Origin of the sequence: Streptomyces sp. ID05-26A (assembly GCF_033794685.1) — a bacterium.
Taxonomy (GTDB): domain Bacteria; phylum Actinomycetota; class Actinomycetes; order Mycobacteriales; family Pseudonocardiaceae; genus Lentzea.
Window position 1 is genome coordinate 124375 of record NZ_JARAYZ010000002.1, and the last position, 24838, is coordinate 149212.

Consider the following 24838-nt stretch of genomic DNA (forward strand, 5'->3'; position numbering starts at 1 on the left):
TCAACCCCTCAGGACGCGACGACCTCGTGCGGCACCGTGCCCAGCCGGGCGAAGTCCGCGCTGATCTCGCCCGCGACCTGCAGCAGGAGGGGCAGGTGATGATCGACCATGTGCTCGACCGACGTCTCCGACGCGTGGCAGTTGACGTTGATCCCGGCGACGACCTTGCCGTTCCCGTCCCGCAGCGGTGCCGCGACGGACCGGATGCCCAGCGCGAGCTGCTCGTCGGTCATCGCCCACCCGCGCGCCCGGACGTCGCGCAGCACGGCGTCGCGCTCGGCCGCGTCCGGCTGCCACCGCGACGTCAGCCCGGACCGCGTCGGCTGCGCGAGCACGGCCTCCAGCTCGGCCGGCGACAACGCCGCCAGCTGCACCTTCCCCAGCGAGGTCGGCAACGCCGGGAACCGCGTGCCGATCTGCACGGACAGCGTGACGATCTTCGGCACGGCGACGCGGGCGACGTAGACGATGTCCGGCCCGTCGAGCTGGGCGATCGACACAGACTCGTTGGTGCGGGCGCACAACCGTTCCATGTGCGGGCGCGCGACGTCCCACAGGCCCATCGACCGCACGTACGCGACGCCCAGGTCGAGCACCCGCGGCGTGAGCGCGAACCCGGTCTCGCCCTGCCGCGCGTAGCCGAGTTCGACCAGGGTCAGCAGGATCCGGCGCGTCGTCGGCCGCGCGAGGTCCGTGGCTGCCGCGACCTCGCTGAGCGTCATCACCGGACGCAGCGGCCGGAACGCGCGGATCACGTCCAGACCGCGGGCGAGCGCCTCGATGAAGTCGGGGCCGGTGTCAGGGCGAGCAGGCATGAGCCCACGATAACGGACAGATGTCCGCCGCCGTGGGTTCGACCTACGCGGCTCGCCCTGACGGTTTAAATCATCGGCGAATCTGAGCGAGCACCTCGTCCAGGAGCCCTGTCACGTCGCTGCCTCCCAAGACCAGCTGACGGTCCAGGAACCTGTTTCCGGTCTCGCAGGAGGTCTCGCTGATGAGTGCACAACCATGACAAGCCGACAGGTTGAGCTGAGCTGCCCGTTGGCGATCACACTCGATGCACACGGGGTCGTTCGAGCACACATCCGCGTCGTCTAGGGCCGCGAGAAGCAATGGCATGATCTTTTCCGGCCTGCCGAGCCGGACAAGACCGCCTAGTGTGCCCTGCGCGTCGCCTGCAGCGGTGTAGATGAGAACTCCGGCGGTGCGGTCAGGTCGGTCAGAACGGGCGTAAATGCGCTCCTGCAGGGAAGCGGACGCATAACCGCTCGCGAACGCGAGCCGTCGGATCAACAGATGAGACAGCGTGTGCAATGCGATGAAACGGGGCTCAGGCACATCGAGTCTATGTGCCCACTCGCTGTCGTTGCGGAGTTGCATCAGGATGTCCGCTCGTGCCCGGACATCGGAACGTTCCTCCCATGCTCGCAGCTGCGCTTCTTCGAAGCGCAGGAAGATGCCCTCGCCGAACAGCTCGATCGCCGGGTAGATCTTCTGTCCGCTCTTGTCCGTCCCGAAGTCGACCGGCATCGTGTCCGCCGAGGCGCTGTGCCGTTGGAAGCTCTTCAAAGCCCTTACCTCACGGACTCTGTGCACCTGCCCCACGCCCTCGAGCATGCTTGTCAGGGCTTCAGGCCATCTCGGGTCTGCGGGTACCTGCACCCCGTCGACGATGAAGTCGCCTTCGCTGTGGTCCTTGCCGGCGTTGAGTTTCTTGAGGAACGCCGCCCACTCACCGTCCTTCAACTCCTGAAGTACCGACTCGCGCACCGTGCCTTCGCCGCCTGCCAGGGTAAGGATCTCTTCCTTGGCGACACCCAACTCGTCCGCGATCCAACCCGCGACCATGTCCGACTGCGGACCACCGTTGTCGGCTACGACCTTGCTGAAGTAGACGTGACTGCGGATCTGCTCCAGTTTCTCCTGAGAAGCCATTTGCTCTTCGGGAATCTGCAGAGCCGAGATGCGTTCGGCGATGTAGTTACCTGTCGCACCTCGCTGTACGGCTACGAGAGAGTGCTCGCAAGTACCGTCCGGTTCCCACGGTTGGGCTCCGCGACAAGGGATCCCGTCCCGCTTCAACGCGTCGCTCGTCACCAGGTCGACCATGGATCTGGTCCGACCGCATCCGTTGCACAGGACCTGGATCGATGCCAGACCCTCGCCGTGCTTCGCCGAGCGGTAGAACTTCAACTCCTTGTACGCTCGGCAGAACCGTACGGCTTCGGTGACTCCGCTATCGCCACCTCGGTGCGTCCACTTGAACCAGGGAATGTCCTGGATGTGGCTACCCCCTGTGCAGACCGCCACGTAGCGCATGGGAACGAGCGAGCCGTTGCACTCACACTCGTTCAGCCACTTGCCGTTCTTCTTTCCCGTGGAACGCGAAAGCCTGCTGCATCTCTCACAGAACCTCCACTCTGGAAATCTCCAGTAGAGCAGGCCCTTGGTGTCCTTGGCCGCTCGCCCCGAGTGAGAGGGTGCCTGGCGAAGCGAGCCACCGGCCGGAAGCCTGGTGACGAGCCGGTCGCAGTGGATCGTCGGTGCGTATCGCGCGTCCCACCATGAAGTGTCAGGTGCGATAAGCGATTGGCCGCGCACATCGACAATAGCGCCCACTCCGAACGGTGTGATCGTCTCGGACAGACGTAGATCATGTGTGATTCGGTCCATTACCGCCTCCTTCCAAAGGCTCACGCACCTGCACTGCGACGTTCGGGTCCACGGATCTCATCGAGTCGGCTACCAGCCAGCCCTCACCAGGTTGGCCGTAGCGCTTCAGAAGCGATTCATCGCTTGTGCGCTGTCGCTCATACCTCAGCGGCGACCCCGAGTCGCGCGCGAGCCGCGCACGCAGGTTCCACTCACGCAGGCGTCGCCATATCTCTGCTCGTGTGTCTTCTTCTTCGAAGTCCTCGGAACGAGCTACGAGCTCGACGAACCTGGCCATCAGCCTTTCGAGCACGCCACGCATCTCGGCGTTGTCCAGGTCCATCTGGGAGGCGTCCAACGCGAGCGGGCTGACGCTGTGCCGCAACAGAGCGACCAGTGCGCCCGCCAACGAGCGGTCCCGAGAGGCCAAGGACCAGGGCGTGACGCTGGTGGGCTCGACGCTGCGGTACAAGGCTTCGTGATATCCCCGGAACGTCTCGAAATGCGAACGGTCACGTGCTCGGTTCGACCTGAAGAGAGTTACGACGATGCCTTTGGTTTCACCGCGTCCCACGCGGCTTGTCGCCTGGATGTACTCCGAGGTCGTCTTGGGTTGTCCGACCATCAACATCAATGCCAGACGAGGGATGTCGATTCCCACGGAGAGCATGTTCGACGACAGCACGACATCGACAGCGGCCTCGGAACCGTCGACGCTACGGCCGAGAGCACGTAGATCGCCAGGGAGCTCCTCTGGCCCACGTCGGCTGGTGAGCTCCAGAACCCGGTCCGCGTGCACCTTCCTGAACGGAAGCCCAAGTCGCACGGCACGGGCTTCCAGCCTGCCGTTCACGTCGTCGACAACGAGCGTTCCTGAGCGGCCGAGTTCACGCAGACTGTTGTGATAGAGAACCGCCGTCCAGTACGAGTCTCTGGCAACACCCTGTTCTGCGTTGGCCGTCAGCACTTCGGGAAGTTCTATCAGAGGTGTGGACGCGGCGATGACCGCCGAGACTTGGGAGAGGGCCTGAGGCATCAGGCCGACGTACAGACGCCCTTCGCCGTTCTCGACCGGGCGGGAGAAGAATGTCCTGTCGTCGTCCAGACCGGCAGGTGGGTACAGCGCGACCTTCCGACCGTACAGCCCTCGGACCTGCTCATCCGATGCTCGGATGGTGGCAGTCGAGGCGACGATCTTGGGGACGGTACCTCTGCGGCTCAGCAGCATCTGGATGACGGCGTCGAACACAGCGACGGTCGTGCCCAGCGGCCCGGACAGCAGGTGCAACTCGTCCTGAATGATCAGGGACGGCTGTCGGAACGGCGTACCGAGACCCAGGAGCTTTCCGGCCTCCGGCTTGAACTGCAGACGCGCGAACTTGTCGACGGTCGCCAGGAGGATCGTCGGTGGTTCGGCGTACAGGACCTCGTCGACGACAGCTACCGGCAGTTCCTTGTGGAAGTCACAGGCCTCGTCAACGCAGTGGACGATGACATCGTGGCCTGCCAAGCGCATTCCGTAACGGTCCTGATCCGCAGTCCACTTCGGCGGCAGCAGAGAGCCTCGACACCACGGACAACTTTCGATCTGGAACTCGTTCGCCTCTTCCGGGCGAGCGGCCTTGTGCAGACGCTTGAGCGCGACTTTGGCGTCGGCTCTAGTGGCAGGTGTGACGTCGTTGCCGACCCACAGGCCGATGGAGAATCGAGTCATCCCTTTTGCGCGAGGATCTTCAAGGCGGAGCAGTTCCATCGCACAGATCAACGAAGCGGCGCGCTGGAACTGCTGGGCGGTCAACAGGCGCAAGGTGTACCTGGTGATCACGGCGGTGCCTGCACCTGCGACGCCGTGCACAAGTCGTCGTCGGAAGCCTTCGATCGCGGCAAGACCTAGATAGGCCTCCGTCTTGCCTCCGCCAGTGGGAAACCAGATCAGATCGACGAGTTCTCGGTCCTCGTGCGTCTCGTTGACCGTGGATTCGAGGGAAACCAGCAGGAACCCAAGCTGGAACGGGCGCCAGCGAGGTTCCTCGACGATCTCGGACGCGCTGGCTCGCGTGATCGCGGCCTGGCGCATCTGAAGCCTCATCGCCGCCATGCCGAGGGCGACCGCGGTCCGCAGCTCGGCCTGGCCCGGTTCTCTGAGCAAGTCGACGCCGGCTTGCATCCTGAGCACGGCTGTCCGCGCACGCGCGACTATGCGGCGAGCAGTTCGCGCGTCCTCCGCGAATCCGTCGACTCGGGCCTCCTGTCCTCCAACCCAGGAGGAAAAGGCCACCACGAACGCGTCGAGCGACTGGAGCACCTTGTCAGGATCAGTATCGATCTTCGCAAGGTGCTCCAGCGCAAGTGCCTCGGCCTCGCGCGTGCCGGCCTGGAATCCGGTGGTCTCCACGCCCGGCACGACGAATGCGGGGATCGGGTCGAGGAGCAGCCGACTGCACCTCCCGTCGTTGAACTCCCAGTCTGCGGCCATGCCGTGGCCGACCGCGTAGACCGTCCTCTCACGGAAACGCAGCCTTAGCTCGGCGGACTCGTCATCGATCTCGAATGCCCTTGACGTGTCGTATTCGAGGAACTCGCCACCCGCAGCCGGAGTGACGCTCAGAGCGACCTGGAACAGCATGTGCTCGATGTCGAGCTTGTCGTTGCCACTCGACTTCGACTGCACCCGTGCGTGCACCGTCACCAGGTAGGCGTGGCCATAGGACCTCCAACGAGACCCTACTTCGAACACCACCCTGCCTGCCTTGAGCTGGTGCAGCGGGCTGTTCTCCGAAAGGCGAAGTCCACCGAACCTGAAGCCACTGCGTTGCCACCGCGGCGGACCGTCGTCAGAGATCGGTGCGTAGGTTCCTCCTGAGATGTCGCACAGCACATCGGCCTGGGTCGTGACGAAGGACATGGCGACGGACGAGGGCCGCCAGTTCTCGGCTAGGGGAACGGCCGCAGCGTCTTCCTGCAGATCGCCTGACACGACGTCCGGCTCGAGATCACCTTTTCCGGTGGATCCCACCGGCGTGTTCGTGGCCTCTTGAGGGAACAACATCCCGACCGAGTACTGAAGGTGGGGTTGGTTGAGCACGACCTCCTGGTCTTCGCCTGGACCGACATATGTCGTCCGCAAGTGGTGGAGAGCGACCTGCTGCGGGTGGGTCAAGGTCACGTCGTCACCATCCGCTTCCGGGCGAGTTGCTGCAGACGTTTCTGGTCTTCCCTGGAGGCGATGATGTGCAGAGACACACGTGCCCGGGTCGCCGCAACGTAGAACGCGGATGTTCCCGCCTCGTCGAAGTCCGCAGGCAGGTCGCACATGACCACGTGCTCGATCTCCAGCCCCTTGGCGTACTTGGGGCTGGTGAGCGCAACCCCCTGTTCTGTGAGGACTGGTTCGTCCGCAGAGGCGGTGCTGATGATCCAGATCTGATCCTTGTGGATGCCGTCCTCGATCAACTCGGCGGCGATGACCCTTGCAGCGGTGACATCGGCCGGACCATCCAGGGCGTGCCATCTGACCTTCTCGCCGTGGACGATGCCCGGATCTCCGACGTCCGCACCGAGGTACTCGTTGACCACGTGCACCATGGCCCGGGTGTTCCGGACGTTGAGATTCAGGTCCAGCTGCAACGCCTCCGACGCGACCAACTCGAAGACTTCTTTGTCGAATGCTCCGTCCACATGCGCTTGATTGTTGGGGTCGAGCGCCATGCGCCACCTACCTGAGCCTCGACCGCCGGCGATGACGGCGTCCAGCTTGTCCATGCCCTCGGCGTTCATCAGGTCTTGGGCCTCGTCGAGGAACACGACGTCGTAGATCTTGGACGGAGTCAACTGTTCGAAGGGCACAACGTCGATCTTTCGGCCGTCGACGAAGGGCGCGAAGAACGAGGCAAGACCCGGGGATCGGAAAGTGATCAACACAGTCTTTCCTTGATCGGTCTCCTGCTTCGCCGCCTCGACGAGCACCAATGACTTGCCGGTTCCAGCACCGCCGTAGACCATCACCCGCTGGTTGCGCGCCAGTGCTGCGAGTACACGTGCTTGGCCTTGTGTGGCCCTGTTCTGTTCTTCGATCACCGCTCCGCGCTGCGCGTCGACGACCGGCATCCTCGTGAACTCGCCGAAGAGGTGTGTCCTCAGATCATCCTTCCGTGCGAGTTTGCGGCCGGACGGTGGCTTTCTCGCTCCCGCAGCGATGGCGTCGAACGCGGCTGCTAGAGACGTGGCGTCCATGTGGGATCTCGACAGCCAATGATCTGCCTTCCACTCGACGGAGTGTGGTGGCGCGTCGATGTCGGGTGTGATGACCACAGCTTCGTGAGCGAACCAGCCTATGCCTTCCTCGCTCAGGATCTCCTTCAATGCATGCATGGCAGACTGCGATTGCGCCATCGGCGAGCTCGCCAGCTTGTGCCAGTCCCCACGACGGTCAACGCTGTACCAGCTGCCTTCGAACTTCCGGACACCGCCGCCTTTGACCTCGATTACGAGCACGACGCCCTTCCACAGCAGGACGAAGTCCGTCTCGGCCTGCTGCTTGTATGCGTGCGAACGCAGATTCACGGAGTGAAAGGCGACATCGCGAGCATCAGCTTCGATGTCACGCAGAAGCCGCGCGACCCTGCGCTCCGCCTCGCTGGCGGATCTCTTCTCGATATCCGCCAGGTCCGGGACGATGATCATGAGCGCTGCTCCAGCCAGAGGTCTTCGTAGTCGTGGTATCCAAGAAGGCTGTTGACGTCACCGAAGTTGTCGGCCATGTCGACGATGAGGCACTTGTCCTCTCCGCCGTTGGCCGGTCCTCGAAGACCGCGACCTGCCATCTGGATGTAGGCGTTGGGACTGAAGGTCGGCCGTGCGATGTACAGGGCTCGGACTCCGGGGGCGTCGAATCCCTGGATGAGGAGGTCGCAGTTCGCGAGGACACGGATCTTGCCGTCCTTGAACCGGTCGATGATGTCGCGCCGCTCCTGCCGACCGGTCTGCCCGCTCACCGCATGTGCCTCGACGTCGTGAAATCGAAGCGTTGCGGCGAGCACCTGCGCGGAAAGCACGCTCGGCGTGAACACCAGTACCGGCCAAGACGGATCCAACTGTCGAATGTGGTCCACCAGGATCGCCATTCGACGTTGGTCTTGTCCCACACGGTCGAGAACGCTCGGACTGAGCTTGCGCTGGCTCTTGGCCTCAGCGCGTTCCTCCGGGCTGAGTTCGACGTCGACACCTTTCAGCACCTCGTGATCGACCTGGGCCAGCACACCCAGCTCGGCGAGCTGCGTGTAAGCGGTGTCGGCCTCGAACGCAACGAGCTTCAACCTTCCGAACCGACTCGCCAACGCTTCGGTCGCAGTCAGCGACTTGCCTTTGAACGGGGTCGCCGAGAGCCCCACTAGGGGTCGGTCGAAGCCGCGGCCGGCGACCCCCAACCAGTTCAGGATCCTGGTGTACCGCTCGGAACCTCCTGCTCGGTGACCCTCGTCCACGATCACCGCAGAGGGAGTCCGCAGCCACTGGTATTCAGGCGCGTCCAGGATGGTGTCGAGCTTTGCATCGGTCGCCACGATGACACTGAACGCGGTGTCGGGCTCGTTGACCGTGTTGCTCTCCCAGAGGCGTCCGAGTGTCAGCGGACGCTCGTCGCCCAGCCCGCGCCAGACCATGCTCCAGGTCTGGACCGCCTGTTCGCACAGCTCCTGAGACTGCGCGATCCACAGGACGGGCCCTTCCAGCCGCCCCTCGATGAAAAGCTGCAGCACCGTTTGCGTCGCGACACGTGTCTTGCCGGCACCGGTAGGCAGTTCGACCATCGCCTTGAGGTGCCGCCCATTCGCCTCGCGGTGCGTCAGCACGTCCTTCAGCTTGCCGCTGATCTTCTTCTGGAACGGGTGAAGATCGCTGAGCTTGATCGCGCCTGGAACTACGAACTCGGGCACCTGTCGTTGGTTGCGCCGACCTGCGTACTCGGATCCGAAGCCCATCCTTCGCAGCCAGCCGACGGTCGCAGGGCGTCCTGCCCATTCGTTCGGGATGTCAGTGAACCCTTCTCGCAGAAAGAGTTCCCTGACCTCCTTGATCGAATCGTTTCCCCACACGGTGAGGAGGAGTTCGGCGACCGAAGTGTTGGAGTCGACGTGCTGCTGCGCCTCCAGGGCTTGCCACAGGCCGTTCGGAAGTACCTCTCGCATGTCGTCAGAGCCCAGGTACAGCTCCAACCGCTCGGCGTCGGTGGCCGCCGCAAGGCCCTGCTGGCGCAGAGACTCCAGGTGGTTGGCCAGTTTCGTCTGCCGAATCTCTTCGAGTTGTGCGTTGGACAATTTCAGGTCGTATTGCTTGTTGACCAGTTCCAGAAGGCGGTGATCGTCAACGTCGCTGCGCACGATCAGATCGAGTCCGTCGAGATATGACTCAAGTGATTGTTCCTTCTTGCCGTCATCGGTCGTCGTCCGTTTGGTGACCTGGATCGACCTGGCGATGGTCGCCTTGTCCAGACGGTCTGCGGCGAAGGTGTTGCGGAGCCCGGCGAAGATGTCGAGGATGCGCTCGCTTTCCTGCTGTCCTTCGATGATCATCGTGAAACTGAAGTTGTCTTCGAAGCGACGGCAGCCGACCGCCTCGACAAGATCGACACTCTGGTCCTCGGACGCTTCGAGGTACGGGCGCTTATGTGCTGCCAGGTACGCAACCTGCTCCTCTGACGTGGCGATGAACACCGAACTGGGAACGTGGCTTTCGATCGCGCGTCCCACCCGTGCTGGAATCTGCCGCGGCCTTCCTCGGTGCGAAACGGCACGGGCGGCGGCAAGGACGAACTCGACCAACACCACGTCATCGACACCTGGCTGGAACTGCTCCGCTGCGAGTGCCTCTTCCATCAGCTCGACCGGAACGTCTTCGAGGATGTTTGGAAGATCCAAAGCGGCTGCTATTCGACCTGCTTGGTGTCCGCCGAGCAGTGGCAGAAAGTCTCTGTACCTCAGGAGTGATGGCGCCACCACATCCCGTGGCGTGCGGTAGCCCTGCGTCGACTCCAGCAACCCCTCTCGTTCCACTGCCCACCTAACAGGCGACTGGACGGAATACGTGGTGCCCGTGTCGGCATCGTCGCACGTCCAGTCGGCGTCGTCCGCTTCGAGTAGCCTCGTCGTCCAGCGAGCGCGAAGTTTCTGGCTTGACGCGTCGTCTGGCAACATGAAGAGCACCGAGAACGGTCCGGGTCCTTCGCCAGGGTAGATCTCGGCGTTCTCGACGGGGCGCTCACCCGGCCCACGGGCCTCGTTGACCGTGTCGAGAATCGAAGCCTGATACTTCTTGAACCAGACCTCGTTCTCCAGGAGGAAGTTCTTCACCACGTCGCGGACGACGCCGAGCTGGTGTGCGACTTGTGCTAGGCAGCGGTCGGGAGCCAGCGTCAAGGATGCGAAACTCTCGTCCAACGGGGTGTCGAGATCGAACACCTGGTAGGGGAAGGCCCAACCGCCATCGCGCGTAGGCACCTTCAGATGCTGGTTGCTCGCCAACGTCTGGACGGCTTTGCTCGCTGGGACACCCATGACGGCGTCCCAGATCTTCTCGAATTCCTCTGGCGAAGAAGTTGCGCTCAGACGCGCCGCGCGTGCGTTGAGCACCGCAACGGGATCCAGGTCGCGGAAGTTGTTCTGTCGAAGCAGGTTCTCGATACCAGGCAGCGAAAGGAAACGCGGGGCGACGAAGACCGCGTTCTCGATCTCCACATCGTCCTCCTGGTGGAGGAAGATGAAGTTCCGCTCTTTCAGTCCACGCAACCCGTTCGTCGTCGGGATCACTCTCGCCTGGGCAGCGTCGGAGAGTTTGTGCTGGTGCTCGATCGCGAACCTGGTCGCGGCTGCAGCGGAGGGTAGATCTGGTCCGTCGGCCCACTCCTGGAGCCAGGAGCGAAGTCCGCGTTTCGGGATGCTCTCCAGCCGCTTTTTCTGGTCCCTGTCCACGGAGGTCAGGTCGTCGTTCGCGTCCGCCGCGAACAGATCACGGAGCCGGGTGAGCCGCTGATTGTTGCTGTAACAGCGCCAATGCGGAACATCGTTGCCGGTGTTCGGAGACTCGATCCACGACTGGTGCGTAGGGCTGCTGTCCACGCCGGAGAAGAAGTCCAACGGACGCAGGTCTGCAGCGCGTCTCATCGTTCCCGCGCCATCGGGTACGAGATCGACCGAAGCGGCTGCTGTCGGAACCAATGCACACAACAACTTGTCACCGAACGCCGTGGCTTCTCTTCCTCGGGCGGGCATGTAGTCGAAGTGAGCTGCGGGATCCGCTTCGCTGGTGACCCTCGGCAGCATCTGGACGAACATCTCCGCCATGGTTTCGAGGATCTCGCGGTTGTACTTGTTGTGCAGCAACGTGGTGCGGTCGTCGTTGACGCTCCATGGGGCGTTGAAGAGAGCTGACGCAGAGGTCTCATCCTGAAGTGGGAAATACGACCAAAGTCGGCCCATACGCAGCTTGGAACGTCGCAACGGCATCGCGATGGTCACCTTGACCTCCGCTCTCGACACCGCCTCGCCGACCTCCCGGCGAGCCTGCATGGTCGGCTTGTGCATGCGGTCCTGTACGAACCACTCGTCACCCGAACCGTCTGAGCCTTCTATCTTGAAGTGCCCGTTGCCGAAGTCACGCGAGGTGTGACTCGTCTTGAACCCGCGATCACCCAGAACCCGCAGCTTGACCTGCCTCACGGCGCCGACGAACAGCAGGAACTCGGACGGGAACGTCTCGATCTCGGTGCGGAGCCGCTCGAGGTTGGTCGCCTCCGGCAACTTGACGATGGTGCTTGCCCATTCGGAGAGCTCGGCGAGCAGGGGATCGTTCTCGAACGCGATCAGCGGATCGATCACGGTCGCGGTGCGCAGCACCGGGTATCGGCGCGCTCCCGATCCGATGTCCGTCAGCGCGGCCCTCGACTCCGCCGAGTTGAATTCGAACGAGACGGATCGGCTGTAGATCTGGGGGGAGCTGGAAACAGCCAGAACCGACTTGAAGCCGAGTCCGAAGCGGCCGATTTCATCCCCGCGTTTGACGCTGAGGTGTGCGTGAGAAATCGAGGTTAGTCCGCTCTTCGAGAACGGACGTCCAGAGTTCGCACAGTAGAGCGCGTTGTGCTCGAGGTCAAGAACTATCTCGACTCTGCCTGTATTCTCTCCGTCGTTGTTCGTGCCCGCCATTGCGTCGGCGGAGTTCTGTACGAGTTCGAGCAGTGTGCGCTTGGCGTAACCTCCGACTCGAATCGACTCTTCGTGGTTGGCGTGTTCGGAGATCAGGTGGGAGTTCGAGCGGTAGGCGGATATCGCGTTGTCGAACAGCCCACGCACTTCCTCCGCGAGGCTGCTGTCCTGAGACCAGTCCGGTCGAACATTCGTCATTTTCTGACACCTTCAGGAGGTCAGGCGAAACTCGGCGGCTCGAAGGAGAGTCGCCATGTGGGTTCGGTAGGGTCATACGGCGATAGCGGAGCTGGGCTCACCGGTATCGCTGCGGCTTCTGTTGGTGCGAGGTCGACGGGCTGGGTTGCGGCATTGGGGAACCTCAACTACGCCGCGTATCGCCTCTGCGGGCCGAACCATTACACAGTCGATGGTGTGTGGCAGGTACGACGAAAGATTGTCCCTCTAACGGCCTAATCGGAAGGATTCCATGTCGACGTGAAAAATGCAGCGTGTGATCGTTCTGGACAGATGAGTGGACGTGCCGGCGATCGCCCCTTGCAGCGTCCAGAAACCTGGCTCGCCGAGGCGGGCTCCGGACGAGCCAGGTTCCAAGGGTGCCGAGTTCGTCGAACCTACGGTCTGGAGGCCAGCACCGCGCACGCGATCAGCAGAGCGGTCAGCACGAGCAGCGTCACGCTGACGTCCACGAGGAACTCGATCAGGCGCGCGGTGGCCATGGTGATCAGTCCACGCTGGCTGGTTCCGCGCGGTTGGCACGGAGGCTGGTCAGGGTGACCACGCCGAGCGTGCCGATGATGACGGCCAGCGAGAGCGGCGTCGGGATCGTCGGCACGGCTGGCCACACGCCGTGCGCCCAGTGCAGCACCAGTTTCACCCCGATGAACGCGAGGATGATCGCGAGACCGTGGTTGAGGTGCACGAGCTTGGCCAGGACGGACTGGAGCACGAAGTACAGCGCGCGCAGGCCCAGCAGCGCGAACGCGTTGGTGGTGAACACGAGGTACGGGTCCTCGGTGATGCCGTACACCGCGGGCACGGAGTCGATCGCGAACACCACGTCGGTCGCGAAGATCGCCACCACCACGATCGCGAGCGGGGTGAGCGCGCGCCGCCCGTTCTCGCGGACGAGCATCTTCGTGCCGCGGTAGTCGTCGGTGACCGGCATCAGCCTGCGCAGCAGCCGCACCGACCGCATCTTCGAGGTGTCCTTCTCGGCGGGCTCGCCGGACAGGGCCGACTGCAGGATCTTCACCGCCGACGCGAACAGGACCAGCCCGAACACCAGGAACGCCCACGTGCCGGCCGACAGCATCGCGGCACCGGCCGCGATGAAGATGCCGCGCAGCACCAGTGCGCCGATGATGCCGTAGAGCAGCACGCGTTGCTGGATCTCCGACGGGACGCTGAACGCCGCGAGAAGAAGCATGAAGACGAACAGGTTGTCCACCGAGAGGGACTTCTCCACCACGAACCCGGTGATGAACTCCAACGACTGACCGCTGCCGAACTCGAACCACAGCCAGAGGCCGAACACGAGCGGCAGCGTCAGGTAGAAGACGGACCAACCGGCCGCTTCCTTGATCGACACCTCGTGCGGGCGCCGTGTGACCAGGAAGTCGACGACCAGCAGACCGAGCAGCACCGCGATGCTGATGAACCACAGTGCGGGCGATGCCACGGATGCCACGGGCACAGGACCTCCTCGAACGGGATCGTTCGAGGTCTCCTTCACCCTCTGCGGGTGGCCTCCCGAGGACACCTTACGGATGTCCGTACTGACCGGGCAGACGCTTGGGAAGTACCCCCTCGCCGGACAGCATAGGTAAAGAGATGGTAATGCTCAAGTAAGCCGTTCGTGGCTTGCATCTCAAGCGGCTCGAGGTTCGATGGTAGGTGCCATGGACGACAACAGGCTGTACTCGATCGGTGAGGTGGCGCGCCGCACCGGGCTGAGCGTCAGCGCCATCCGCTTCTACTCCGACGAAGGTGTGGTGGCGCCCACCCGCGTCACCGACGCCGGGCACCGTCACTACGACGTGCGCGCCATCGCCCGCCTGGAGTTCGTGAGCACGTTGCGCGACCTCGACGCGGGTCTCGACGACATCCGGCGGCTGCTCGACGGCAGCGTGACGCTGACCGACCTCGCGACCGCCCACCTGGCGCGCCTGGACGACCAGGCGCGGCGCATCCGCTCCCGGAGGGCCGTGCTGCGCACGATCGCCAAGCAGCACACCGAGGCGGAACAGGTGGTCCTCCTGCACAAGCTCGCCGGGATGTCCGACGAGGACCGCGACCGCCTGATGGACGACTTCTGGGCCGAGATCAGCGAAGGCCTCCAGATCAGTTCCGAGTTCGTCGACCTCATGCGCAACGGGCCGCTGGTGCTGCCGGACGAGCCGTCCACCGAACAGCTGGAGGCGTGGATCGAACTGGCCGACCTCCTGCGGGACGCGGGCTTCCGCCGCGAGGTGCGCGAGGCACTGCACAGCACCTTCTCCGCACCCGGCGCCGCGATGATGACGTCGGCGACGATGGTGGACGCGTTCAAGGTGGGAGGCGAGATCATGGTGCGGGCACAGGAGGCGCAGCAGGCCGGTGAACCCGCGGACTCGCCGCTGGGGCGCGAGATCGCGGCGGACTACACGGCGTACCTCGGGGAGCTCGCCGAGACCCCGGACAGTCCCGAGTTCCGCGAGAAGCTGGCCGCCGACGTGCTGGACATCGAGCGGTGGCACCTGGAGTCGCTCGAGGAGTACAAGACGTCGGCCGATCCGTACATCCGGTACCAGTCGCTGGTGGCGATCATCGACGGGTCGGCGCAGCAGGCCGCCGATTTCATGCCGTTCGCCTGGCTGTCCGCGGCACTGAAGGCATCCGTGTCCCCCTAGCGAGCTACACGCGAATGTCCACTGCGGGGGAACGTTCGCGACGCGGCAAGTCCCTAGCGTTCCGGTCATGCGATTTCTGAAGCAGTTGGTCGTCGTGGCGGTCGTGTCGCTGGCCGGTGGGCAAGGCATGCAGGCGCTGGGGTGGAACTGGCCGCTCACCCTGGTCGCCGGGTTCCTGTCGGCGGCGCTGGCACTGGCCGCGTACGCCTGGGTCGTGCGGAAGACCGAACACCGCGAGCCTTCCGAGGTCTCGCCGAAGACCGCTCCGGCCGCACTCGGGCGCGGTGTCCTCATCGGACTCGCGATGTTCGCCGCGGTGATCGCGAACATCGCGTTCCTCGGCGGGTACGAGGTGCGCGGGTGGGGTTCGCTGACCGGCGCGCTCGCGATCCTCGGGTTCATGGTGGCGGTCGCGGTCATGGAGGAGCTGTTGTTCCGGGGCGTGCTGTTCCGGATCATCGAGGAGAAGATCGGCACGTGGCTGGCCCTGGTCCTGAGCGGGCTGGTGTTCGGCTTCGCGCACTTCCCCAACCCCGGTGCCTCGGTGTGGAGTTCGCTCGCCATCGCGATCGAGGCGGGGCTGATGCTCGGCGCGGCCTTCGTGGCCACGCGCAACCTCTGGGTGCCGATCGGCGTGCACTTCGCGTGGAACTTCGCCCAGGGCGGCATCTTCAGCACCAGCGTCTCCGGCCAGAACGCCCCGCAGGGCCTGCTGGACGGCGTCACGTCCGGCCCGGCGATCCTCACCGGTGGCGACTTCGGGCCTGAGGCGAGCGTCTACTCGGTGGTGGCCGGTGTGGTGGTCACGGCGGCGTTCCTGTGGCTGGCCCGGCGGCGCGGGAACATCGTGCCCCGCCGTGGCCGCACCACCCCGGCCGCTACGCTCGGCGCGTGATCAGCCTCCAGCGGTGGCGCGGCTGGGACGTCCGCGTCCAGGACGCGCCACTCGCGCTGTTCCTCGTGCTGGGCTCGCTGGTGCCCGCGTTGCACGACAAGGGGACCCAGCTCGGCGGGCTGCCGAACCGGCCGTTCGACTGGCTCGCGATCGCGGTCATCGCGGGCGAGTGCCTGCCACTGGTCGTGCGCCGCAAATGGCCCCTGGTCTGCCTTGTGCTCGTGTCGATCGCGTTCGCCGTGGATCAGTTGCGCGGCTACCACACCGTGGCCGGCACGGCCCTGCCGATCGCGTTGATCAGCGCCGGGCTGCACCTCTCGCGCCACCGCCGCGGCACCGTGATCGCGCTCTCCGCCGGGTACGCCGGTCTGGCCGTCGCGCTGGACCTGAACGGGGCGACCGAGGGCGTCGCCGGGTTCGTCACGTTCTACCTGGCGCTGGCCGCCGCGTGGGCGATCGGCGCGTGGCTGCGGCTCTCCCGCAGCGCCGAGGCCGAACGCCGTGTGCACGTCGCCGCGGCCACCCGTGTCGCGGAACGGACGTTGATCGCCCGCGAGCTGCACGACGTGGTGACCCACCACGTGACGGCGATGGTGGTGCAGGCCGAGGCCGCGCGGTACCTGACGGCGGCCCCGGAGCGGCTGGACCAGACGCTCCAGGCGATCACCGACACGGGCAGGCGTTCGCTGACCGACCTGCGGCACCTGCTCGACCTGCTGAACCCGGACCACAGCACGGAATCCCTGGGCGACCTGCGCACGCTCGTCGAGCAGACCCGCCTCGCCGGGCAGCCCGTGGAGTTCGCGGAGGAAGGCGAGGCGACGCGGGACGCGGGCAGCGCCGAAGCCGTCGCGTACCGGGTCGTGCAGGAGGCGTTGACGAACGCGCTGAAGTACGCGCACGGCAACCCGACGAACGTGCACGTGCGTTACGGCGAAAGGGAAATCACCGTGGAGGTCGGCACCGAGGGCGCGAACTCGTCCACGCCGGTCGGAGGCAGCGGGCGCGGCCTGGCCGGGCTTCGTGAACGCGTCGACGTGCTGGGCGGCGAGTTCTCGGCGGGCAGGCGGGACGGCGGGTTCGTGGTCCGGGCGCGCATCCCCGCGGGGAACCCGGCGTGACCGCACCGGTGCGCGTGCTGGTGTGCGACGACCAGGCGCTCATCCGCACGGGGTTCGCCACGATCATCGACGCCCAGCCGGACCTCGAGGTCGTGGGGGAGTGCGGCGACGGGCGCGCGGCGGTCGACCTCGCCGGGCGGCTGACCCCGGACGTCGTGGTGATGGACGTGCGGATGCCGGTGCTCGACGGCATCGGGGCGACCCGGCTGCTGGCGGGCGCCGGTGTCCCCGATCCCGTCAAGGTGCTCGTGGTGACGACGTTCAACCTCGACGAGTACGTCTACGAGGCGTTGCGGGCAGGGGCGAGCGGCTTTCTCCTGAAGGACGCGCCGCCGGCCCAGCTGCTGCACGGCATCCGGACCGTCGCGAGCGGTGCCGCGCTGCTCGCGCCGGAGGTGACGCGCCAGCTCGTCGGCCGGTTCGCGGCGCGCATCCGGCCCGCCGGGGAGGTCGCGGAAACCCAGCTGGCGCCGCGGGAACTGGAAGTGCTGCGGCTCATCGCCGAGGGCCTGTCGAACAGCGAGATCGCGGCGGCCCTGGTGATCAGCCAGGAGACGGTGAAGACGTACGTGTCGCGCATCCTGACCAAGCTCGACCTGCGGGATCGGGTGCAGGCCGTCGTCTACGCGTACCGCCGCGGCCTGGTGACCTGACCCTGACCGCGCGATCACAAGACGTGACTGATCGGTCACGAAGCGGTAAGAACCCTGGCATGAGAAGCCTTGTGATCACGTCAGTCGTCCTGTCCGTGGGAGCGCTCTTGTCGCCGTCGGCTGCGGCGGACCGGCCCCTCTGGTTCACCTCGTGGGCCCAGTCGCAGCAGCACCTCGCTCCCGTCACGCTGCACGACCAGTCGATGCGGATGATCACGCACCTCAGCCAGGGTGGCGGTGCGGTCCGGATCCGGGTGCAGAACACGTTCGGCAAGCAGCCGTTGACGATCGACCACGCGACGGTCGCTGTGAGCGCTGGTGGAGCGGCGGTGGAGGGTACGCGCGACGTGACGTTCGGAGGCGGTCGCGCGGTGACGATCCCGGCGGGCGGCGAGCTGTGGAGCGACCGCACGTCCTTGAAGACCGCGCCGGACACGGATCTCGCGGTCAGCCTGTACGTCTCGGGTGACGCCGTGCCAGGCCGGCACGAGTCCGCGTTCCGCGACAACTACCTGACCCCGCCCGGTTCCGGTGACCACACCGCCGGTCAGGGCACCGAGTTCACGCAAACTGTCCAGTCGACGTACGTGGTCAGCGCGGTCGACGTGTTCAACCCACGACTGAAGGGGACGGTCGTGCCGTTCGGCAGCTCCGTCGTCGACGGTGTGGGCAGCACGAACTGCGGCCCCGGCTGCACCGAACTCGGGACCAACAAGCGCTGGACCGACGTGCTGGCCCGCCGGATCGTCGCCTCACCCGGTCCGCAGCACGCCGTCGCCAACGCCGGCATCAGCGGCACCACCAGCGCGGTCTGCCCGAACACCTCGGCGCCCTTCGTCGGCCTGGATGCGTTGGCGCGGCTGGAAAGGGACGTTCTCGCACTGCACGGCGTCACCGACGTCATCTACTACTACGGCACGAACGACGTGGCGAACGGCTGCTCCGCCAACGACATCGTCACCAGCTACCGCGCCGTGTTCCAGCGGTTGCGCCAGGCCGGGATCGCCGTGCACGTCACGCCCATCACGCCCCGGCCCGGCTACAGCGACCAGCAGAACCTGGTCCGCCACGCCGTCAACGACGTCGTGAAGCGCGGTGGCGACTGCTCGGACACCTGCGCCTCGGTGCAGGACTTCGACCAGGTGCTGGAGGACCCGATCAGGCCGAACAGCGTCAACACCCGCTACGACACCGGTGACGGCGTGCACGCGAACATCCAGGGGCAGCAGGCGATCGCGGACTACATCGCGGTGGAGGACCTCGGCTAACGCCGACCGCCGCGGAGGCTGTAGGCGGCGATCCCGCTCACGAACAGCACTCCCGCCGTCCAGCGCGTCACGGTGTCGGCCGGGTCGCCGACCGGCCACGTGACGATCCGGCCGAGCGTCGACTCCGCCGGCGGCATGATCGCCGCCACCGCCCACCACAGCACCGGTGCGGAGGCGGCGAGCCTGGCCCCGGCCACCGCGGCGGCGAGCCCAGCCAGGCCGATCATGCCTGCCGTGTCGCGGACGACGAACGCCGCGTCGAACGGTTCGTAGCCGAGCTTCTGCACCAGCAGCACGCTCGCGGCGGCCACCGCCGTGGCGAGCAGGAGGTGGCCGAGGCGCCACAACGGCCAGGGGACGGCGGTCGAGGAGTCGAGTTCCGGGTCCTGGCCCGCGAGACCGGTCGTGGTCACCAGCACGGCGGCCAGCGTGGTCAGCGACGCGCTGAGCGCCGTCCACGGTGAGTGCAGCGCCGACCAGGCGATCAGCACCACCACCGGGAGAACCACCAGTGCCGCGGGGACTCCGCGTGACTGCGCGTACAGCGCGAGCGGCCTCATCGGCCCGCCTTCAGCACGTCGAGCACGCGCTCGGAGTCCTCGCACGTCAGCAACATCTGCCGGGCCTGGGCGACCCGCTTCAGCTGGTCGTCCGGGGAGTGGCCGCGGAACTGCTGCCACGCCTGGTCGATCTCGGCGCGCATCCGGGCGTTCCCCCACATGAAGGAGTCGGACGCGAGTTCGGCCAGTTCGCCGTGGAAGTAGCCGGCGGTCACGTAGCGGACGATGGCTCCGTAGGTGTTGAACGTGTTCGGGGTCGCGCAGGTCGGAACGCCCGCACCGGCGAGCAGTTCGAGCCGCACCTGGTCCTTGGTCATGGCCGTCACCGCGGGACGGCCCTGCGACGGGAGGTAGACGATCCGCTGATCCCGCCGGGGCACGGTGAGATGCGCCATCGCCGACGTGTCCTCGCGGATCTCGGTGGGCGCGCCGGGCAGCACAGCGAGCTTCGCCAGCGCGTCCCGCCCGGCTGCGGCGACGGTGGGCAGTCCGTCCGCGTGCACCTGGCTCACGCAGATCCTGTCCTCGCACACGAGCTTGCCCGCGATGGAGTCGGTGACCAGCATGTCGGAGTACTTGGCGGGCATGACCGCGAGGGCGAGCGCGACGGCCAGCCCGGCCGGGACGAGCGCGGTGAGGCGTCCGAGGTGGGTTCGTGCGACGAGCAGGAGGAACGCCGTCACGCCCAGGCCGGTGAACCACACGATCTGGCCCAGGTCGACCGACGCCGACGTCGTGACGAGGTCGGAGTTGGGCGGGTCGAGGACGGGCGTGAGCAGGGCCAGCCGGGAGATCTCGTCGCCGGGAGCAAGCGCTTCGAGCGCCCTGCCCGCCGTGGTCGCGAGCATGAACGTGGCCACCAGTGCCACCGGCGCGGTCAGCGGGTGCGGCAGCAGCCGGCCCACCGCGAGTCCCAGCAGGACGCTCGACGCCAGGGCGAGCACCACGGTCAGCATGAGCGGGACGAACCCGACCGACACGAACCCGCCGCCGAGAACGACTTTGGCCACCAGCCCCGCGCACAACAACGCGACCGCCACCGCGACCGTGCCCGCCACCGCGACGGCGAGCGTGCCGAGCCTGACCCAGCCGGGACGGGACGTGGCGCCGAACAGCTCGGTCACTCCCGCCCGGCTGTCGCGCATGCCTTGGAAGACAGCGAATCCGACGACGAGCGCCCACACGTAGGCCAGGGGGAGCCGGAGCACGAGCACCGCCGACGTCGAGTTGCGCTCCCACCACGGGCTCGCCGACGTGATCAGCAGCAGCATTCCCGTGCCGGAGACCAGCACGAGCAGTCCGGCCCAGAGCGCGGTGGAACGCCGCAGTTCGATGCGCAGCCCGGTCACCAGGCACCCCCGGCGGACTTCGCGCTGATCAGCGCCGTGTAGCCGCGTTCGATGGGGCTGTCGCCGACGTGCGTCGCCGTGCCTGCGGTGGCGAGATCAGCCGGAGTTCCTTGGAAGACAAGGGATCCTTCGTTCACGAGCACCACGTCGGTGCATGCCGCCGCGACGTCCTCGACCAGGTGCGTGGAGATCAGCACGCAGGCCTGCTGGCCCAGTTCGGCCACCAGTTCGCGGAACCTGAGGCGTTGCGCGGGATCCAGGCCGACCGTCGGCTCGTCCAGGAGCAGGAGCTCGGGCCTGTTGACGATGGCCTGCGCGATGCCGACCCGGCGGACCATGCCGCCGGACAACGACTTCATCCTGTCCTCGGCGCGGTCGGAGAGCCCGACCCGTTCCAGCGCGTCCTTCACGGCGTCCGGGATCTGCTTCTGCGGCATCTCCTTGAGCCATGCCAGGTACTCGACGAACTCCCGCACCTTGAACCGCTTGTAATAGCCGAAGTGCTGCGGCAGGTAGCCGAGCTTCCGCCGGACGTCCTTCAGCTTGCCGTTGCCCAGCAGTGACAACGTTCCCGCGGTCGGTGTCTGCACCGTCGCCAGCGTGCGGATCAACGTCGTCTTGCCCGCGCCGTTCGGGCCGAGCAGTCCGTGGACACCCCGGCCGAGCCGGAGGCTGAGCCCGTTCACCGCGTTGCGCTTGCCCATGCGCACCACCAGGCTGTCGGCTTCGATCGCCTGCATCCTGTTCTCCCTCAAGTGTTTTCCGTTCTTGACGGGCAAGACGGCGACGGGGCTCACGAGGTTCTCGTTGTGACGACGGTCACCACGACCCGGGGCGGTCGGGGATGCCGAGCAGCGCGCTGTAGCCGCGTTCGAGAGGGCTGTCGCCCGCGTGCTGTTCCGTGCCCTGGGCCGCCAGCTGGCCCGGCGTGCCCTGGAAGACGAGTTTTCCTCGGGAGAGCAGGACGACGTCGGTGCACGCGGCGGCAACGTCCTCCACGAGGTGTGTCGAGACGACCACGCACGCGTCGGTGCCGAGTTCGGTGAGCAACTCGCGGAATCGAAGGCGCTGGGTGGGATCCAGGCCCGCCGTGGGTTCGTCGAGCAGGAGGATCTCGGGGTCGTTCACGATCGCCTGCGCGATGCCGACCCTCCTGATCATCCCGCCGGACAACGTCTTCATCCTGTCGTCGGCCCTGTCCGCGAGCCCGACTCGTTCGATCGCGCGCTGCACGGCCGCCGGGATGTCCCGCATCTCCTTGAGCCACGCCACGTACGCGACGAACTCCCGCACGGTGAACCGCCGGTAGTGCCCGAACTCCTGCGGCAGGTACCCGACCTGTCTGCGGAGGTGCCGCAAGTCCATGCCGCCCAGGAGAGTCAGCTCCCCGCTCCGGGGTTTCAGGACGGTCGCCAGCGTGCGGATGAGCGTCGTCTTGCCGGCGCCGTTGGGCCCCAGCAATCCGTGCACACCACGCCCCATCGTGAGCGTGACCCCGTCGACCGCCATCCGCCGCCCGGCCTTGATCCGCAGATCGCGAGCCTCGATCTCCCACGCGTACGTGGTGGGCGCGGTCATCGGTGCCCCTCCAGCCGGGTGAACGCCATCCTGCGCACCACGAGCACGACCACCCCGGCGCCGAGCGCCGCGACCCACGCCGGTGCGGCCTCGGGGCCGAGCGCGACGGCGGTGCGGCTGAACGCGATCGTCGGCGCCACGATCGCCACGGCCCACACCGACACGAGCCCGATCGCGGCACGCGTGACGCCGACGAAGGTGCCCAGCGCGAGCGTGCCGACGGTGAACGCCAGGCAGGGGAGGAGCCACCGGGCGAACCCGGCACCGGTCAGCAGGCTCGCGATCGCGAGCCCCGGCACCACCACGGCCAGCACCGCCGCGGTCCGCCGGAACACCAGCGGCAACCCGGCGCGGGGCGTGGCGGCGGTCAGCTCGTACGCCGGGTCCAGCGCCCGCCCCCAGGACGCGGCGACACCGAGGACCGGGAGGACAGGCGCGATCAGCAGCACCAGCGACACCCGGTCGCCGACCACGAACCCGGCGCGGTCCAGGGCCACGGCCGCCGCGGTGACCAGCAGGATCATCGCGAGCCACGGTCCCGCCGCGGGCGAGACCCAGCCGTACGCGCGCCGCCACGGCTTTGCTCGCGGCATCTGCGGGGTGTGGTCGAGCAGGGGGGAGAGGCCGGCCCAGACGGCCTCGGCGGTCGGGTCCGGGGCGAGCCGGGCGCGGCAGGGAGCGCAGGTCTCGAGGTGCGACTCGACGGCCCAGAGTTCGTCGGCCGGGATGGTGCCGCCCTCGGAGTAGCGGCGCAGCAGGTGGTCGCCGGGGTGGTGGGTCGTCATGGTCGCGCCTCCTTCGTCGCGTCGGGTGGTCGTGAGGTGGTGGCCGTCGTGGTCGCGCGCACAGATCGGTATGCCGTCATGCCAGCGCCTCCCTCATCGCGATCCGCGCCCGCCGGGCACGGGTCTTGACGGTCCCCTCCGGTACCCCGAGCAGCACCGACGTCTCCCGCACCGACAACCCGTCGAGCACCATCGCCTGCAACACCTGCCGCAACTCCGGCGCCAACCGGCGCAGCGCGTCCCCCACCTCGTCCCCGACCACCCCGTCGAGCACCTCCTCGTCGGCACCGGCGGCCACCGAGGGCGCGGCGGCGGTGGGAGGCGTCGCGTGGTGGGCACGCCGGCGGAACGCGTCTATCAGCCGCCGCGCCGCGATGGTCCACAGCCAGCCGACCGCGCTGCCACCCGCCGCGGCCCCGGCGAAGGCGTCGGCCGCCCGCCACACCGCCAGGTAGGTCTCCTGGAGCACCTCGGCGACGATCTGCTCGTCCGAACAACGCCGGCGCAGCCGCCCGGCCAGCCACGGTGACGTGCGGCGGTACAGCTCCTCGAACGCGCGGCGATCACCCCGTGCGACTCGGCGCACGAGCTGTTCCTCGTCGAGGTCGGCCGGCTCACCCCGGATGGCTCTCACACTCCGCAAGACGTCGAGATCGTGCGCCAGGTTCTCGCGCCGGTGTGGCGTGCGCCACTGCGCTCGACAGCCTCGATGGCTTCAGTGTTGACCAAAACTAGGCCGAAGCCGCAGGCAGCCCCACCGCCAGAGTCAGTTCCAGAACCCGCTGCGGAGACCCCAGGTCCGGGAACAGGTCACGAAGCTGCTGCATCCGGTACCGAACGGTCTGCGGGTGCACGAACAGCGCCGCCGCGACCTCCTCACGCCGTCCGTGATGCAGCAACCACGCACGCAACGTCTCCTCCAGGCGCCGAGCAGACGTGGCGGACAGGGTCTGCAACGGAGCGAGCGCGCGCGCACGCAGGTCGGCGTAGGCGTCGGGGTCTGCGCTCAGGACCAGGGCTGCGAGGTGTTCCTCGGTGTCACGGATGTCCGGGGAGAGCGAGCGCGCGCGTTCCGCTCGTGCGTACGAGGCAGAGGCTCGCATCCACGGGCGGGCTGGGCCTACGACGGCGTTACGGCCGATGAGCTGCCGCAAGAGGTGTGTGCGGTCGGCATCGGGCACGAGCAGCACGCCCGTGGAGTCCGGCAGGTCGTCCAGCACCAGGGTGCCGGGGTCCAGCAGGCGGTTGGCGGGGCGGGCCTGGAACGCGGGGAGCAGGACGGCGGTCAGCGTGGTGGGTGGTTGCCAGGCCGCTCGCTGGGCGGACGCCAGGAGCACCTCGGTGCTCGCGCCGGCCAGCAGGTCGCGGGCCAGTTGTTCGAGGTGGCGTTCGTGGGCCAGGCCTCGGGCGGCCAGTTCGTCGGCGTGGCCGGCGGCCGAGGCGGCGGACAGTTCGTCGATGTAGGCGAAGGTCAGTTCGGCGAACTTCGCGACCTCCGCGGCGGGCAGACCCGCTGGTACGGCGCCTGCCGCCAGGCCTCGCCACGCCACGCGGGCGCCTACCCGGTAGGCGCTGAGCAGGGCGTCCATCGAGCGGCCGTCGCGCACCTCGCCTCGGCCCAGTTCGTAGGCCGCGTCGCTCGCGTCGCCGCCTCCTCCTGTGCCGCTGGCGAGGTCCAAGTACAGTCCGAGCGCCGTGCGAACGGCACGGCGGATCGTGCCGCCCATGCGGCCGGAAAGTGCGTTCGCGTACGAAGGCACCTCGGTGATGATGGCGCGGACGACCTCGTCGGCCGTCGGCCTCAGAACCGCCCGCAGTGCGGTCACGGTCTTCTCATCGAGGGCCAGTTCGGTGGCTCTCCTCATTGCGTGTGTCACGATTTGTTC

At 66.8% G+C, this 24838-nt stretch carries 18 protein-coding genes; 5 read left to right on the forward strand and 13 right to left on the reverse strand.

Annotated features, from left to right (window positions below; genetic code table 11):
* Positions 1-8 precede the first annotated feature (8 nt).
* The 6 genes from PV646_RS16265 to PV646_RS16290 all read right to left on the reverse strand — a co-directional run bounded on the left by PV646_RS16265 (position 9) and on the right by PV646_RS16290 (position 13542).
* Positions 9-815, reverse strand: coding sequence for an IclR family transcriptional regulator domain-containing protein (locus PV646_RS16265; protein ID WP_500342620.1), 807 nt, complete (start codon positions 813-815; stop codon positions 9-11).
* A gap of 70 nt (positions 816-885) precedes the next feature.
* Positions 886-2676, reverse strand: a complete 1791-nt coding sequence (drmB, locus tag PV646_RS16270; RefSeq protein ID WP_500342622.1) for a DrmB family protein — start codon at positions 2674-2676, stop codon at positions 886-888.
* Positions 2657-5821 (reverse strand): helicase-related protein, encoded by a 3165-nt coding sequence (locus tag PV646_RS16275; RefSeq protein WP_500342623.1) that lies wholly within the window; start codon positions 5819-5821, stop codon positions 2657-2659. Before PV646_RS16275 ends, drmB begins: the two co-directional genes overlap by 20 nt.
* Positions 5818-7338: a nuclease-related domain-containing DEAD/DEAH box helicase gene (locus PV646_RS16280; RefSeq protein ID WP_500342625.1), complete on the reverse strand. Its 1521-nt coding sequence runs from the start codon at positions 7336-7338 to the stop codon at positions 5818-5820. The genes PV646_RS16275 and PV646_RS16280 overlap by 4 nt, the downstream gene beginning before the upstream one ends.
* Complete coding sequence (locus PV646_RS16285) at positions 7335-12050, reverse strand: DEAD/DEAH box helicase (protein ID WP_500342626.1); 4716 nt, start codon at positions 12048-12050, stop codon at positions 7335-7337. The genes PV646_RS16280 and PV646_RS16285 overlap by 4 nt, the downstream gene beginning before the upstream one ends.
* A gap of 526 nt (positions 12051-12576) precedes the next feature.
* On the reverse strand, positions 12577-13542 hold the full coding sequence (locus PV646_RS16290; RefSeq protein ID WP_500342627.1) for a TerC/Alx family metal homeostasis membrane protein: 966 nt from the start codon (positions 13540-13542) through the stop codon (positions 12577-12579).
* A gap of 211 nt (positions 13543-13753) precedes the next feature.
* On the opposite strand from PV646_RS16290, the gene PV646_RS16295 reads away from it, so the two are divergent.
* The 5 genes from PV646_RS16295 to PV646_RS16315 all read left to right on the forward strand — a co-directional run bounded on the left by PV646_RS16295 (position 13754) and on the right by PV646_RS16315 (position 18680).
* Entirely contained in the window at positions 13754-14743 is a 990-nt protein-coding gene (locus PV646_RS16295; protein ID WP_500342628.1) for a MerR family transcriptional regulator, read from the forward strand.
* Between the two features lie 67 nt (positions 14744-14810).
* Entirely contained in the window at positions 14811-15638 is an 828-nt protein-coding gene (locus tag PV646_RS16300; RefSeq protein WP_500342629.1) for a CPBP family intramembrane glutamic endopeptidase, read from the forward strand.
* A complete protein-coding gene (locus PV646_RS16305; RefSeq protein WP_500342631.1) occupies positions 15635-16759 on the forward strand; it encodes a sensor histidine kinase in 1125 nt (374 codons plus the stop codon). Before PV646_RS16300 ends, PV646_RS16305 begins: the two co-directional genes overlap by 4 nt.
* Positions 16756-17412, forward strand: a complete 657-nt coding sequence (locus PV646_RS16310) for a response regulator (RefSeq protein WP_500342633.1) — start codon at positions 16756-16758, stop codon at positions 17410-17412. The genes PV646_RS16305 and PV646_RS16310 overlap by 4 nt, the downstream gene beginning before the upstream one ends.
* 59 nt (positions 17413-17471) lie before the next feature.
* On the forward strand, positions 17472-18680 hold the full coding sequence (locus PV646_RS16315) for a GDSL-type esterase/lipase family protein (RefSeq protein ID WP_500342635.1): 1209 nt from the start codon (positions 17472-17474) through the stop codon (positions 18678-18680).
* Here the strand turns inward: PV646_RS16315 and PV646_RS16320 are convergent.
* The 7 genes from PV646_RS16320 to PV646_RS16350 form a co-directional block, all read right to left on the reverse strand.
* Positions 18677-19240: a hypothetical protein gene (locus PV646_RS16320; RefSeq protein ID WP_500342637.1), complete on the reverse strand. Its 564-nt coding sequence runs from the start codon at positions 19238-19240 to the stop codon at positions 18677-18679. The two genes, PV646_RS16315 and PV646_RS16320, sit on opposite strands and share 4 nt — an antisense overlap.
* On the reverse strand, positions 19237-20589 hold the full coding sequence (locus tag PV646_RS16325; RefSeq protein WP_500342639.1) for a hypothetical protein: 1353 nt from the start codon (positions 20587-20589) through the stop codon (positions 19237-19239). Before PV646_RS16325 ends, PV646_RS16320 begins: the two co-directional genes overlap by 4 nt.
* Entirely contained in the window at positions 20586-21329 is a 744-nt protein-coding gene (locus PV646_RS16330; protein ID WP_500342642.1) for an ABC transporter ATP-binding protein, read from the reverse strand. The genes PV646_RS16325 and PV646_RS16330 overlap by 4 nt, the downstream gene beginning before the upstream one ends.
* 79 nt (positions 21330-21408) lie before the next feature.
* Positions 21409-22167 carry an ABC transporter ATP-binding protein gene (locus tag PV646_RS16335; protein WP_500342644.1) on the reverse strand — a complete coding sequence of 253 codons (759 nt, stop codon included), beginning with the start codon at positions 22165-22167 and terminating at the stop codon, positions 21409-21411.
* Positions 22164-22952, reverse strand: a complete 789-nt coding sequence (locus tag PV646_RS16340; protein WP_500342649.1) for a zf-HC2 domain-containing protein — start codon at positions 22950-22952, stop codon at positions 22164-22166. The genes PV646_RS16335 and PV646_RS16340 overlap by 4 nt, the downstream gene beginning before the upstream one ends.
* Positions 22953-23028: 76 nt before the next feature.
* On the reverse strand, positions 23029-23586 hold the full coding sequence (locus PV646_RS16345) for an RNA polymerase sigma factor (RefSeq protein WP_500342653.1): 558 nt from the start codon (positions 23584-23586) through the stop codon (positions 23029-23031).
* 97 nt (positions 23587-23683) lie between these two features.
* Positions 23684-24829, reverse strand: coding sequence for a PucR family transcriptional regulator (locus PV646_RS16350; RefSeq protein ID WP_500342654.1), 1146 nt, complete (start codon positions 24827-24829; stop codon positions 23684-23686).
* Positions 24830-24838: the final 9 nt, after the last annotated feature.

Excerpts from the sequence above, each read along its gene's own strand:
- PV646_RS16265 (WP_500342620.1), bottom strand. The coding sequence starts at position 815 with ATGCCTGCTCGCCCTGACACCGGCCCCGACTTCATCGAGGCGCTCGCC.
- drmB (WP_500342622.1), bottom strand. The coding sequence starts at position 2,676 with ATGGACCGAATCACACATGATCTACGTCTGTCCGAGACGATCACACCG.
- PV646_RS16280 (WP_500342625.1), bottom strand. The coding sequence starts at position 7,338 with ATGATCATCGTCCCGGACCTGGCGGATATCGAGAAGAGATCCGCCAGC.
- PV646_RS16285 (WP_500342626.1), bottom strand. The coding sequence starts at position 12,050 with ATGACGAATGTTCGACCGGACTGGTCTCAGGACAGCAGCCTCGCGGAG.
- PV646_RS16295 (WP_500342628.1), top strand. The coding sequence starts at position 13,754 with ATGGACGACAACAGGCTGTACTCGATCGGTGAGGTGGCGCGCCGCACC.
- PV646_RS16300 (WP_500342629.1), top strand. The coding sequence starts at position 14,811 with ATGCGATTTCTGAAGCAGTTGGTCGTCGTGGCGGTCGTGTCGCTGGCC.
- PV646_RS16315 (WP_500342635.1), top strand. The coding sequence starts at position 17,472 with ATGAGAAGCCTTGTGATCACGTCAGTCGTCCTGTCCGTGGGAGCGCTC.
- PV646_RS16320 (WP_500342637.1), bottom strand. The coding sequence starts at position 19,240 with ATGAGGCCGCTCGCGCTGTACGCGCAGTCACGCGGAGTCCCCGCGGCA.
- PV646_RS16330 (WP_500342642.1), bottom strand. The coding sequence starts at position 21,329 with ATGCAGGCGATCGAAGCCGACAGCCTGGTGGTGCGCATGGGCAAGCGC.
- PV646_RS16335 (WP_500342644.1), bottom strand. The coding sequence starts at position 22,167 with ATGACCGCGCCCACCACGTACGCGTGGGAGATCGAGGCTCGCGATCTG.
- PV646_RS16340 (WP_500342649.1), bottom strand. The coding sequence starts at position 22,952 with ATGACGACCCACCACCCCGGCGACCACCTGCTGCGCCGCTACTCCGAG.